This is a genomic window from Pseudomonas sp. CFBP13528 (genome assembly GCF_005233615.1).
Taxonomy (GTDB): Bacteria; Pseudomonadota; Gammaproteobacteria; order Pseudomonadales; family Pseudomonadaceae; genus Aquipseudomonas; species Aquipseudomonas fluorescens_AM.
The window spans coordinates 103,795-116,458 of record NZ_QGAJ01000015.1 but is presented as its reverse complement, the minus strand read 5'-3'; the positions used below and the strand labels follow the sequence as shown (position 1 = coordinate 116,458).

The following is a 12,664-nucleotide window of genomic DNA, read 5'->3' as shown; positions in this document are numbered from 1 at the left end:
AAGGTCTGGCTTTGGACCAGTAGCATCGCGCGGCGCCCATCGCATCGGGAGTTAGCGCCCTTGTCGTAGTTTTCCTGCCAGTCCTCCTGCTCGGGTGTTTCGAACATTTATTCGAAACAGGAGAGCTTGCCTTGAACACCGTATTTCAACAATTACTGCGTTCCCCCCTATTTGAGCCGCGCCAGCGTCACCACGCTTCTCTGATGACGTACATGGACCTTACGATCAAGCGCATGCATGCGATTTTTAGTACCGGTCTGATTAATAACGAGCTGTGGCTGGGGCAATCACGACAGGCGGAGTTTTCCTCACTGTGTGAATTGATGGGCTATTTGGGCGCCTTCGACTACGCGCTCCACTCCTCGATAGTCGATCACATGATTGCTGTCGATGCATTGTTCAACCACGGTTCAGCCGCGCAGGTAGAGCGCTATCGAGACGAAGCGGTGCGCCTGGATAAGGTGTATGCGTTCGGCTGCACGGAAGTGGCAGTGGGGACCGACGTGCGCAATATTCGCACGACGGTAACGTACAACCGCGAAGAGGGTTCTCTGGTCCTCGATTCCCCTGCACCCGAAGCCTGCAAGTGCTGGATAGGCAATGCATTTCGCGCCGCGCAAGTGGTGATGGTGCTCGCCCGCCTGATCGTCGACGATGAGGATCAAGGTCATCATTGGTTTCGAGTGGTTATCCGCGAACGCGAAAACGGTTGCCTGCTCAACGGCGTGAAAATAATGGCATGCGACCCCAAAGGTGGCATTCATGCCAACCAGGTGGCGGCCATACGCTTCTGCCGGATGAAACTCCCCCTCGAGGCCCTGCTGCAACGACACTCCCGATTCACTGACGAGGGTGTCTTCGTCAGCGACGTACCTTTATCGCAGCGTTTTATTGGTGCGCTGAAGACCTTCCTGCAGGAGCGGCTGCTGTTCATAGCCGGTATTCGCCATAGTGCCGGGCTGACAGCCCACTTGAGCTATCGATTCGCTCATCACCGTCTAATCCAGTCGCAGGTCGGCCAGGTTGCACTGATGAGCCAGCCTCTGTTTCGTCAACGCCTGTATGCCGTACAACTCAAGGCGATTGCGCTCACCTACCTGGAGCAGGCGGTGCGCAAGCGCTTCGAGGCGGATTGGGCGCAGGAGCACAAGCGCAAGGAGCTTCACGTGTTGGCAGCCGTGTGCAAGGCGGTAGGTGCGTGGCAAGGGCTGGAGGTGATTGCGCTGTCTCGTGAGCTGTGCGGGTCTCAAGGCTTTCATCATTACAACCAGATCGTCACGCAACGCATGGACTGTGAGATTGCCAACACATTTGCCGGGGACAGCTCGATCATGGCCTATCAGGTCATCAAGGATGCGTTGGCGCGGCCACGGTCTGTCGACACGTCAGCAGCCAACATCGGCCAGCGTGTCGAAGCGAAGATCCTTGAGCAATGTCGTCAATCTGCCGGGTTTACCCATGAGCAGGCAGTGGGCCTGGTCTATGCCAGGGCGTTGAGCTTGGTGATTCAGGAAGTTCAGGCGCTAGGAGTGCCTGAACCCGCGACCGTGGAGGATCTGATCGGCGAATTCGCTGCAAAGCTGTACCCCTGGGGTATGCGCAAGCCAGAAAGAGCCGGCCTGGATGTCAGTCCTGAGCAGATTGAAGCGTTGGCCATTGCGCTTGAACCACCGCAAATCCTGGTCAGTGCGTTGATCGATCGCGCTGATTACATCGAGCAGTTCACCCGTCCACTCTATGAGGACCAATGACATGGCTCTTCAGTCAATACCGGACTTTTCCGACCCTCGAACCATTAGTGATCCCTACGACGCGTTTGCTTATCTACGCCATCATCATCCGCTCTACTGGTCGCAACATTACAACGCCTGGCTGATGACCCGGTTTGACGACGTCGCCAGTGCTCAGGGCGATACCCGACGTTATTCATCCAATCGAATGCGCGCACTTGTAAACGCTCAAGTGCCCGTCCACGAGCAAGCTGCCTTAGAGCCTTTCATCGAGAAGGCTTCTCGCTGGATGTATTCCCAGGACGGGAAGGTGCACGAGGCTGGCCGCAAGGTGCTGGGTAAGGCGTTCACGCCACGCGCCATTGACGCACTGGCGGGCGATATCGAACGCATCGTGGATGACCTGCTGGCACAACTGAGCCCCCAACCGGAATTGATGACTGAATTGTTCGATAAGATTCCGGCGCTGATCCTGGCTCACATTTTCGGGATCGCCGCGCAAGACGCGCTGAAGATCAGGCGTTGGACAGATGCAATCATCGTGTTCATGGTGGGTAGCACCGATCCGGCATTTGGGCCACGGGAAGCCTTGCAAGCGATGGAGCAAATGTATGAGCAGTTCTCCCTGCTTGTAGATGAGCGCCGCATGTCTGCGCTTGCGGGCAACGATCTGGTTAGCCAGGTGATTGCCGCAGGCGACAAAGCCCTGATGAGCAAAGACGATGTGCTGGCTCAACTGGCTTTTGTAGTGGTCGCGGCGACTACGACCAGCGCGGATCAGTTGGGCATCATCATGTTCTACCTGCTCTCCAACCCAGAAGCGTTGGCAGAACTCAAAACCCACCCTGGCCTGATACCCAATGCCATTGAGGAAGCGCTGCGCATCTGTCCGGCGGGTCAGCTGAGCCACCGCGTGTTGACTGAGGATGTCACCCTGCATGGCCAGACGATGCACAAAGGTGACCTGGTCTACCTGATTCGAGCGGCGGCCAACCGTGACCCTCGCCATTTCAGCGACCCGGACCGCTTCGATATCCATCGCCAAAAGCGTGATCACCTGGCGTTTGGCCGTGGCCCGCATTTTTGTATGGGCACACTGCTGTTCAAGCTCGAAGCAAAGGTCGTTTTCAGCCGTCTATTGCAGCGTTTTCCAAACGTGCGATTGATACGCAGCCAACCGCCAGCTTGGCGCACCAACAGTTTGCAATTTCGTGGGTTAAGTCATATCCATGTAGCGCTGGAACCGGCGAGCGGCAGCATTACGCGGTGTTTTTCCGCAGCACCGTGGGAGAAAAATGGTGGCTATTGTCGAGCGCTACGTGCGGGAAACCTGGTCGTCACCAGTGGCACAGTGGCGTTCGATGAGCGAGGTAATCCCTATGCGCCTGGTGATGTGTACCGCCAGACGCGCCGATGCCTGGAAATCATCGAAGCCGCGCTCGAGCAACTGGGGGTCGACAGAACCCTAGTGGTCGCCACACGCATGTACACCACCGACGTGGCCTGGTGGCCGCAAATCGCCAAGGCTCATCAGGAATTTTTTAGTGATTGTCCGCCGACCACGATGTTATTGGGCGTCAATCAATTGATCGCACCCGACTACCTCATCGAAATAGAGGCGCAAGCATGGACCGGCCAGTGATGACGCCCGAGGGCGTACGCGCCGCGGTCCGTGATGCTGTGGTGATGTGTGTGCAGGACCACACGGTCGAGGGGCCGCAACGCTCGGTACCTATACGCATATACCGGCAGTCAACACCCATACCGGCCCCGGCGCTGCTGTATTTTCATGGCGGAGGTTGGGTTGCCGGCGATCTTGATACCCATGACAGCTTCTGTCGGATCATGTGCGAATGGGCCCGGTGCGCGGTGGTGGCCGTAGATTACGCGCGGCCACCGGAGCATCGCTTTCCTGCAGCCGTGGAAGATTGCTACGCCGTCACCGAATGGGTTGCCACTCAAGGCGCTGCCTTGGGCTTGGACAGCCACCGGATCGCCGTCGCCGGTGGCGGTTCCGGCGGCGGCCTGGCAGCGGTTATCTGCCAGATCGTCCATGAACGCCGCGGCCCTGCGATAGGTTTTCAAATGCTGCTTTACCCCGTCCTCGATTGCCTGGCGCGCAACCGTTCACGGGTCGAGTTCGCCAGCGGGCCTGGCCTGACCGCTCAAATGCTCAACTGGTATCTCGCTCAGTACGTGAGCGAAGGGCAGTCCCTGGCCCATCCTTGGCTGTCGCCCGCGCACCAGGCTTCATTACAGGGGTTGCCCGACGCGCTGATCGTCACCGCCGGCTGCGATTTACTGCGTGATGAGGGCCGGGCTTATGCACGACAGTTGAAAAACGCCGGGGTGCAGGTGCGGCACACGGAATATCCCGGCATGGGACACGGTTTTATCAACTACCCTGGTGAACATCTCGCTGCGCGCAAGGCCATACTCCAGTGTGCTCAGGCCCTTGCAGACTATTTTACCGCCGGCTCTCGCCCAATCACCGACCGTGCATAAATGCAACAACGACCTGCATGATTCCGGGTTGTACGCGGCAAATTTGCGCTGGTACGATCAGGCGATGGTTCGCCCCCGAACATTTTGATAAAGAACAATAAAAGCAGGGAGTTAGTGATGACTGCTCAGGTGTCCCCCGAAGCAAGCCACACCGATAGTCAGCAGCAGCAAGTACTGAGTGAGGTGCGTAACCATATCGGTTACCTCACCCTCAACCGCCCCGCCGGTTTGAATGCCATCACCCTGGACATGGTGCGGCGGATGACAACGCGGCTACAGGCCTGGGCCGCTGACCCGCTGGTCTACGCCGTTGTGCTGCGCGGCTCCGGCGACAAGGCCTTCTGCGCCGGCGGCGATATCCGTTCCCTGTACGACAGCTTCAAGGGTGGCGACACCCTGCATGAAGACTTCTTCGTTGAGGAATACGCACTCGACCTGGCCCTCCACCAGTACCCCAAACCCGTCCTGGCATTGATGGACGGCTTTGTACTCGGCGGCGGCATGGGCCTGGTGCAGGGCGCCGACCTGCGCGTGGTGACCGAACGCAGCCGCCTGGCAATGCCGGAAGTGGCCATCGGGTATTTTCCGGATGTGGGTGGCAGCTACTTCCTGCCGCGCATCCCCGGGGAACTGGGGATCTACCTTGGCGTCACCGGCGTGCAGATCCGTGCGGCGGATGCCCTGTACTGCGGCCTGGCGGATTGGTACCTGGACAGCGCCAGACTGACCGAGCTTGCGCAAAAGCTCGATAGCCTGCAATGGCACGATTCGCCCCTCAAGGACCTGCAAGGCGTGCTCGCCCAACTGGCCGTGCAGCAATTGCCTGATCCGCCGCTGGCAGCCCTGCGCCCGGCGATCGACCATTTCTTCGCCCTGCCGGATGTGCCAAGCATTGTCGAGCAACTGCAGCAAGTCACCGTCGCCGACAGCCACGACTGGGGCCTGGCTACCGCTGACCTGATGCAAACCCGCTCACCCCTGGCCATGGCTGTCACCCTGCAGATGTTGCGCCGTGGGCGCCACCTGCCGCTGGAACAGTGCTTTGCCCTGGAGCTGCACCTGGACCGCCAGTGGTTCGCCCGTGGCGACCTGATCGAAGGGGTCCGCGCCCTGATCATCGACAAGGACAAAAAACCGCAGTGGAATCCGCCAACGGTGCATGAGCTGGACGCCAGCCATGTCGCAAGCTTCTTTCGCGACTTCGCGCAGATTGAGAAATAAGCCATGCAAGATCTTGAATACACAGAAGAACAAGTGATGATTCGCGACATGGCACGTGATTTTGCCCGTGGTGAAATCGCGCCCCATGCCCAGGCCTGGGAAAAGGCCGGCTGGATCGACGACGCGCTGGTGGCCAAGATGGGCGAGTTGGGCCTGCTCGGTATGGTGGTCCCGGAGGAATGGGGTGGGACGTACGTGGATTACGTCGCCTATGCCCTGGCCGTGGAGGAAATCTCCGCGGGTGACGGTGCCACTGGCGCCTTGATGAGTATCCATAATTCAGTGGGTTGCGGCCCGGTCCTCAACTACGGCACAGAGGCACAGAAGCACACCTGGCTGGCCGCTCTCGCCAGCGGTCAGGCCATCGGCTGCTTCTGCCTGACCGAGCCCCAGGCCGGCTCCGAAGCCCACAACCTGCGCACCCGCGCGGAACTGCGCGACGGCCAGTGGGTGATCAACGGTGCCAAGCAGTTCGTCAGCAACGGCAAGCGCGCCCAACTGGCCATTGTGTTTGCCGTGACCGATCCCGATCTGGGCAAGAAAGGCATTTCGGCGTTCCTGGTGCCCACTGACACCCCGGGATTTGTGGTCGACCGTACTGAACACAAGATGGGCATTCGGGCGTCGGACACCTGCGCCGTCACCTTCAACCAATGCGCGGTGCCCGAAGCCAACCTCCTCGGCGAGCGCGGCAAAGGCCTGGCCATTGCCCTGTCCAACCTGGAGGGAGGGCGTATTGGCATCGCCGCCCAGGCCTTGGGCATCGCGCGTGCCGCCTTTGAAGCGGCGCTGGCCTATGCCCGGGATCGGGTGCAGTTCGACAAAGCGATCATCGAACACCAGAGCGTGGCCAACCTGCTGGCCGATATGCAAACCCAACTGAATGCGGCACGTCTGCTGATCCTGCATGCCGCGCGCTTGCGCAGCGCCGGCAAGCCGTGCCTGTCTGAGGCGTCCCAGGCCAAGCTGTTCGCCTCGGAAATGGCCGAAAAGGTCTGCTCCAAGGCGATGCAGATTCATGGCGGGTATGGGTACCTGGAAGACTATCCGGTGGAGCGCTACTACCGGGATGCGCGGATCACGCAGATTTACGAAGGCACCAGCGAGATTCAGCGGATGGTGATTGCCAGGGAACTGAAGCACTACCAAATCTAACTGACACACCGGGGTAAAACTGTGGGAGGGGGCTTGCCCCCGATGGCGGCGGGTCAGTCGATAGCTTGGTTGACTGTCACACTGTCATCGGGGGCAAGCCCCCTCCCACATTTGGATCTGCTGTGTGATGAGTGCCTGGGTTACTTGTCCTTGGACTTCAGTGCCTGGCGGATCATGCAGAACTACCCGCTCTAACTGACACAATGAAAAACTGTGGGAGGGGGCTTGCCCCCGATGGCGGCGGGTCAGTCGATAGCTTGGTTGACTGTCACCCTGTCATCGGGGGCAAGCCCCCTCCCACATTTGGATCTGCTGTGTGATGAGTGCCGGGGTTATTTGTCCTGGAACGTCGGCGTGCGCTTGGCCACGAACGCTGCCATGCCCTCCTTCTGGTCCTGGGTCGCGAACGCTGCATGGAATACTCGGCGCTCGAAACGTACGCCTTCGGACAGGCTCACTTCAAACGCGCGGTTTACGCTTTCCTTGACCATCATGCTGATCGGCACGGATTTACCGGCGATCAGGGTGGCGACTTTCAAGGCTTCGTCCAGCAACTCGTCGGCGGGCACGATGCGCGCAACGATGCCGCAGCGTTCTGCTTCCACCGCGTCGATGAAACGCCCGGTCAGGCACATTTCCATGGCCTTGGCCTTGCCCACCGCACGCGTAAGACGCTGGGTGCCGCCCATGCCAGGCAGTACGCCGAGGTTGATCTCCGGCTGGCCGAACCTGGCGCCGTCACCGGCCAGGATAAAGTCGCACATCAGGGCCAGTTCGCAGCCGCCACCGAGGGCAAAGCCGTTCACTGCGGCAATGATCGGCTTGCGGCGGTTGGCCACGCGATCGCTGTCGCTGAACAAGTCATCCAGGTAGATCTGCGGGTAGGTCAGCTCGGCCATTTCCTTGATGTCGGCACCGGCGGCGAAGGCTTTCTTCGAGCCGGTCAGCACGATGCAACCGATCTGCGGGTCGGCTTCCAGGCCATCCAGCGCCTGGTTCAGCTCGCTGACCAGTTGCGCGTTCAAGGCGTTCAGCGCCTGCGGGCGATTGAGCGTAATCAGCCCGACGCGGCCCTGGACTTCGAGCAAAATGGTTTCGTAACTCATGTATCGGCTCCTTAAAGATTGCGTGAGATGACCATGCGCTGGATATCGCTGGTGCCTTCGTAAATCTGGCAGACCCGCACGTCGCGGTAGATCCGCTCCAACGGGAAGTCGTTCAGGTAACCGTAACCGCCCAGGGTTTGCAAGGCGGCCGAGCAGACTTTCTCGGCCATTTCGGACGCGAACAGCTTGGCCATGGACGCCTCGACCAGGGCCGGCTTGCCGCTGTCGCGCAGGGCTGCCGCGTAGTGCACCATCTGCCGGGCAACGGCAATTTGCGTGGCCATGTCCGCCAGGCGAAAGGCGACGGCCTGGTGTTCGATCAGGGCCTTGCCGAAGCTTTCACGCTCACGGGCGTAATCACGCGCCGCTTCGAAGGCCGCACGGGCCATGCCCACCGATTGCGCGGCAATGCCCACGCGCCCGCCTTCAAGGTTGGCCAGGGCGATCCTGTAGCCCTCGCCCTCCTCGCCCAGTCGGTTGGCGAGCGGTACTTTCACGTCTTCAAACAGGATCTGGCAAGTATCCGAGGCGTGTTGCCCCAGCTTGTCCTCGACCCGCGCCACCGTATAGCCCGGCGCGTCGGTGGGCACGATAAACGCACTGATGCCGCGCTTGCCCGCCGCCGGGTCGGTGACCGCAAACACGATCACCACGCCGGCGCTTTGCCCCGAGGTGATGAATTGTTTGCAGCCGTTGAGCACGTAATGATCGCCATCGAGGCGTGCGCGGGTTTTAAGACTGCTGGCGTCGGAGCCGGCGTGGGGTTCGGTCAGCGCAAAGGCGCCAAGCATCGCCCCGCTGGCCAGGGGCTTGAGGAACTGTTCTCTCTGCTGGTCATTGCCGAACTTGAGGATCGGCACGCAACCCACCGAGTTGTGCACGCTCATGATGGTCGAGCAGGCGCCATCGCCGGCGGCGATTTCTTCCAGGGCCATGGCGTAGGCCAGGTAACCGGTGTCGCAGCCCCCCCATTGTTCCGGCACCAACATGCCGAAAAAGCCCAGCTCGGCCATCTCACCGATGGCCTCCTTGGGAAAGCGATGATCGCGGTCCCATTCGGCGGCGAACGGTTTCAAGCGCTCCTGGGCAAATTGCCTGGCCGCGTCGCTGATTTGCAGTTGTTCGTCATTAGGCAGCATGGTCAGTCCTTAATACAGGCATTCAACGGCCATGGCCGTGGCTTCACCACCGCCGATGCAGATCGCCGCGACGCCGCGCTTGAGGCCTTTCTGGCGCAGGGCCGAGAGCAGGGTCACCAGGATGCGCGCGCCCGAAGCGCCGATCGGATGGCCCAGGGCACAGGCGCCGCCGTGCACGTTGACCTTGTCGTGGGGAATCTCCAGTTTGCTCATGGTGACCAGGCTGACCACCGCGAACGCTTCGTTGATCTCGAAGAGGTCGACATCCTCCAGGCTCCAGCCGGTTTTGCCCAGCAACTTACGGATCGCCCCTACAGGCGCTACCGGAAACAGCCCCGGCTCATCGGCAAACGCCGCATGCCCATGAATCACCGCCAGGGGTTTGAGGCCGCGCTTGCTGGCCTCGGATTCGCGCATCAGCAACAGCGCCGCCGCGCCATCGGAAATCGAGCTGGAGTTGGCCGCGGTCACAGTGCCGCCTTCGCGGAAAGCCGGTTTCAGGCTGGCGATCTTGTCCAGCTTGGCCTTGGGCGGCTGTTCGTCATGCAACACGGTTTTCTGCTCTTTGCCGACGGTGACCTGTACCGGGACGATTTCAGCGGCAAAACTGCCGTGGGTAATGGCTTCCTGCGCACGCGTGAGGGAGGCAATCGCAAAGGCGTCCTGGGCTTGCCGGGTAAAACCGTTGTGCTCGGCGCAGTCTTCGGCAAAGGTGCCCATCAGGCGGCCCTTGTCATAGGCGTCTTCCAGGCCATCGAGGAACATGTGGTCGAGGACCTTGCCGTGCCCCATGCGATAGCCGCTGCGGGCGCGGTCAAGCAGGTACGGCGCGTTGGACATGCTCTCCATGCCGCCGGCGATCACCACGTTGACGCTGCCGGCGCGCAAGGCATCGTGAGCCAGAATCGTCGCTTGCATGCCCGAACCGCACATCTTGTTGAGCGTGGTGCAACGGGTGGATTTGTCCAGCCCGGCGCCTAACGCCGCCTGGCGTGCCGGCGCCTGGCCGAGGCCCGCGGGCAGCACACAGCCAAACAACACCTCATCGACGGCGTCGTTGGCGATACCGGCGCGCTCGACCGCCGCACGAATCGCGGCGGCGCCCAGTTGCGGTGCGGTCAGGCCCTTGAGGTCGCCCTGGAACCCGCCCATGGGCGTGCGCACGGCGCTGACGATAACGATAGGGTCGTTCATGAAGATGCCTCCTTACTTGGCTGCCATGCGCAAGGCGCCGTCAAGACGGATCACCTCGCCATTGAGCATGCTGTTTTCAATGATATGCCGCACCAGCGCCGCATATTCGGCGGGTTTGCCCAGGCGTGGCGGGAACGGCACGCCGGCGGCCAGGGCGTCGCGTACTTGCGGGGTCATGCCGGCCATCATCGGGGTTTCGAAGATGCCGGGGGCGATGGTCATCACCCGAATACCGAAACGTGCCAGTTCGCGCGCGGCCGGCAAGGTGAGGCTGGCTATCGCGCCCTTGGAGGCGGCATACGCAGCCTGGCCGATCTGCCCGTCGAACGCCGCCACCGAGGCGGTATTGATGATCACACCGCGTTCGCCATCGGCATCCGCGTCGGTCTCAGCGATCGCCGCAGCGGCCAGGCGCAACAGGTTGAAGCTGCCGATCAGGTTGACGTTGATCACCTGGGCGAAACTGGCCAGGGCGTGCGGGCCGTCCTTGCCGAGAATCTTCTCGCCACGCACCACACCGGCGCAGTTGATCAGCCCGTGCAAACCACCAAAGGCGGCAACAGTCGCTTGTACTGCGGCTTCGGCAGCCGCTTCCTGGCTGATGTCCGCCACGCTGCTGCGGGCGTTGTCGCCAAGCTGGCGGGCCTTGGCGGCAACGGCATCGGCGTTGAGGTCCACCAGCATGACCTTGGCACCCGCTGCAATGAGCATGTCAGCGGTGGCGGCACCGAGGCCCGAAGCGCCGCCGCTGACCAGGAATACCTTGTTTTCAATGTGCATCACAGTTTCCTTTTGAAAGAATCACGCCACGGCCGCCTGGGCCTTGGCGATTTCCTGGTTACGCAAAATAAAGCGTTGCAGCTTGCCGCTGGGAGTCTTGGGCAAGTCGCTGACGAATTCGATTTCCCGCGGATACGCATGGGCCGCCAGGCGCTTGCGCACATGCAGGCGTAACTCTTCGGCAAGTTCCGGGGTGGCGCGGTATTGCTCGTTGATCACCACGAAGGCTTTCACCAGCTCGGTGCGTTCGGGGCAAGGTTTGCCGACCACGGCAGCTTCGATCACAGCCGGGTGTTCGACCAGCGCGCTTTCCACGTCGAACGGCCCCACGCGGTAGCCGGACGTGGTAATCACGTCATCGCTGCGCCCGACAAAACTGATGCTGCCGTCCGGGTTGAGCTCCACGGTATCGCCACTGAGGTAGTACTTGCCGACGAAGGCTTTGGTTTTCACGCCCTCATAGCCGGCGAACCAGCACATCGGCGATTGCTCGCGGTCGATGGCAAGAATGCCGGGCTGACCGGCAGTCAATTCCTGGTGGCTGTCATCCAGTACCACGATGCGATGCCCCGGCGAGGCGAACCCCGCCGAGCCGACATGTACCGGGTGCGCCAGGCCATGGTGGTTGCACAGCACCATGCCCAGCTCGGTTTGCCCGTAGTGGTCGTGAATGGTCACGCCGAGGTTGTCGGCGAACCAGCGAATCACCTCGGGGTTCAAGGGCTCGCCGGCGCTGCTGACGATGCGCAACCGGCCCTTGATCGAACGGGCAAACTGCTCGCCGCCGGCAATCAACAGTCGGTACGCGGTGGGCGAGCCGGTCAGGTTGGTGATGCCGTATTTGTTGATGACCCGGCAGGTGCTTTCCAGGGTGAACGGGCCGTCGTAGAAGGTAATCGGATGCCCCATGGACAGTGGCCCGGTCACGCCGAAATAGATGCCGTAGGCCCAGCCCGGATCGGCCACGTTCCAGAATGCGTCTTCGGGGCGCAGGTCGACCGCGTCGCGGGTATAGGCCTGGAATGCGACAATCGCCTTGAGCGGCACCGACAGGGCTTTGGACGGCCCGGTGGTGCCCGAGGTGAACATCAGCAAAAAGGGCTCGTCCGCCCCCAGCAGCACGGGCTCGCAGGCATTGGAGTAATGGGGCAGTTCGGCCCAGAAGCTGAAATCGCCGCGCACCAGGCCTTCGCCTTTGGCCCCGGTGACCGTCACGATGGTCGGGCAGCCCTCCACGTCCGCGAGCTTGGGCCGATTCACCGCATCGGTAACCACCAGGGCGGCGCCGGAACTGTTCAGGCGATGCTCGATGGCCTTGGGCCCGAATGCCGTGAACAAAGGTTGATAGACCGCGCCGATACGCCAGGTGGCAAACACCACCACCAGCAGTTCAGCCGTGCGCGGCAATAAGCCGGCGACCTTGTCACCGCGCTTGATGCCCTGCCCCAGCAGGAAATTGGCAAAGCGTGCGGCCTGGTCCTGCAAGTCGGTAAAGGTGACCGTGGCGCTGCGCCCGTCCTTGCCCTCCCAGAACAGCGCAATGCGCCCAGGCAGCGCGTGACGGTCACAGCACTCCACACAAGCATTGAGCGCCTGCAGGTTGCCGGCCAGGGTCATGTCGACGGTGTGCTGATAATCGAATTGGGTGGTGGCGGCCAGGTAATCACGCATCGCTTCAGTTCCTTGTGTGTTTTTGTTTTAAGGACACTTTTCAACCAGGTCAATCGTCTGCAAATAGTCGCTCCGCAGCGCTGGCACCAGCAATGGTCAAAGCCGCCAACATGGCTGACTGGTTTGGCCAATCCGGTTTGACACTCGCCCTGCACTGGCCGAA

Annotated in this window: 10 protein-coding genes; 5 read left to right on the top strand and 5 right to left on the bottom strand. The window is 61.2% G+C overall.

The window, feature by feature from the left end; genetic code table 11:
• Positions 1-131 precede the first annotated feature (131 nt).
• The 5 genes from PspCFBP13528_RS22575 to PspCFBP13528_RS22555 all read left to right on the top strand — a co-directional run bounded on the left by PspCFBP13528_RS22575 (position 132) and on the right by PspCFBP13528_RS22555 (position 6,611).
• Complete coding sequence (locus PspCFBP13528_RS22575; protein ID WP_232790575.1) at positions 132-1,751, top strand: acyl-CoA dehydrogenase family protein; 1,620 nt, start codon at positions 132-134, stop codon at positions 1,749-1,751.
• 1 nt (position 1,752) lies between these two features.
• On the top strand, positions 1,753-3,372 hold the full coding sequence (locus tag PspCFBP13528_RS22570; RefSeq protein WP_137201551.1) for a cytochrome P450: 1,620 nt from the start codon (positions 1,753-1,755) through the stop codon (positions 3,370-3,372).
• Positions 3,357-4,235 carry an alpha/beta hydrolase gene (locus PspCFBP13528_RS22565; protein WP_178084454.1) on the top strand — a complete coding sequence of 293 codons (879 nt, stop codon included), beginning with the start codon at positions 3,357-3,359 and terminating at the stop codon, positions 4,233-4,235. The genes PspCFBP13528_RS22570 and PspCFBP13528_RS22565 overlap by 16 nt, the downstream gene beginning before the upstream one ends.
• Positions 4,236-4,352: 117 nt before the next feature.
• Positions 4,353-5,456 (top strand): enoyl-CoA hydratase/isomerase family protein, encoded by a 1,104-nt coding sequence (locus tag PspCFBP13528_RS22560; protein WP_101220642.1) that lies wholly within the window; start codon positions 4,353-4,355, stop codon positions 5,454-5,456.
• Between the two features lie 3 nt (positions 5,457-5,459).
• On the top strand, positions 5,460-6,611 hold the full coding sequence (locus tag PspCFBP13528_RS22555) for an acyl-CoA dehydrogenase family protein (protein ID WP_137201550.1): 1,152 nt from the start codon (positions 5,460-5,462) through the stop codon (positions 6,609-6,611).
• Between the two features lie 332 nt (positions 6,612-6,943).
• Here PspCFBP13528_RS22555 and PspCFBP13528_RS22550 read toward each other — a convergent pair whose 3' ends face one another.
• Genes PspCFBP13528_RS22550 through PspCFBP13528_RS22530 form a run of 5 tightly spaced genes read right to left on the bottom strand, consistent with a single transcriptional unit; the run spans position 6,944 to position 12,501 of the window.
• Entirely contained in the window at positions 6,944-7,717 is a 774-nt protein-coding gene (locus tag PspCFBP13528_RS22550; RefSeq protein WP_101220644.1) for an enoyl-CoA hydratase, read from the bottom strand.
• Between the two features lie 11 nt (positions 7,718-7,728).
• Complete coding sequence (locus tag PspCFBP13528_RS22545) at positions 7,729-8,856, bottom strand: acyl-CoA dehydrogenase (RefSeq protein ID WP_137201549.1); 1,128 nt, start codon at positions 8,854-8,856, stop codon at positions 7,729-7,731.
• Positions 8,857-8,865: 9 nt separating this feature from the next.
• A complete protein-coding gene (locus tag PspCFBP13528_RS22540) occupies positions 8,866-10,050 on the bottom strand; it encodes an acetyl-CoA C-acyltransferase (RefSeq protein WP_137201548.1) in 1,185 nt (394 codons plus the stop codon).
• Positions 10,051-10,062: 12 nt separating this feature from the next.
• Positions 10,063-10,830, bottom strand: a complete 768-nt coding sequence (locus tag PspCFBP13528_RS22535; protein ID WP_137201547.1) for an SDR family NAD(P)-dependent oxidoreductase — start codon at positions 10,828-10,830, stop codon at positions 10,063-10,065.
• Between the two features lie 21 nt (positions 10,831-10,851).
• Positions 10,852-12,501: an AMP-binding protein gene (locus tag PspCFBP13528_RS22530; RefSeq protein WP_137201546.1), complete on the bottom strand. Its 1,650-nt coding sequence runs from the start codon at positions 12,499-12,501 to the stop codon at positions 10,852-10,854.
• Between the last annotated feature and the right edge of the window lie 163 nt (positions 12,502-12,664).

Coding starts and splice junctions, on each gene's coding strand:
- PspCFBP13528_RS22570 (WP_137201551.1), top strand. CDS start 1,753: ATGGCTCTTCAGTCAATACCGGACTTTTCCGACCCTCGAACCATTAGT.
- PspCFBP13528_RS22565 (WP_178084454.1), top strand. CDS start 3,357: ATGGACCGGCCAGTGATGACGCCCGAGGGCGTACGCGCCGCGGTCCGT.
- PspCFBP13528_RS22560 (WP_101220642.1), top strand. CDS start 4,353: ATGACTGCTCAGGTGTCCCCCGAAGCAAGCCACACCGATAGTCAGCAG.
- PspCFBP13528_RS22555 (WP_137201550.1), top strand. CDS start 5,460: ATGCAAGATCTTGAATACACAGAAGAACAAGTGATGATTCGCGACATG.
- PspCFBP13528_RS22550 (WP_101220644.1), bottom strand. CDS start 7,717: ATGAGTTACGAAACCATTTTGCTCGAAGTCCAGGGCCGCGTCGGGCTG.
- PspCFBP13528_RS22545 (WP_137201549.1), bottom strand. CDS start 8,856: ATGCTGCCTAATGACGAACAACTGCAAATCAGCGACGCGGCCAGGCAA.
- PspCFBP13528_RS22540 (WP_137201548.1), bottom strand. CDS start 10,050: ATGAACGACCCTATCGTTATCGTCAGCGCCGTGCGCACGCCCATGGGC.
- PspCFBP13528_RS22535 (WP_137201547.1), bottom strand. CDS start 10,830: ATGCACATTGAAAACAAGGTATTCCTGGTCAGCGGCGGCGCTTCGGGC.
- PspCFBP13528_RS22530 (WP_137201546.1), bottom strand. CDS start 12,501: ATGCGTGATTACCTGGCCGCCACCACCCAATTCGATTATCAGCACACC.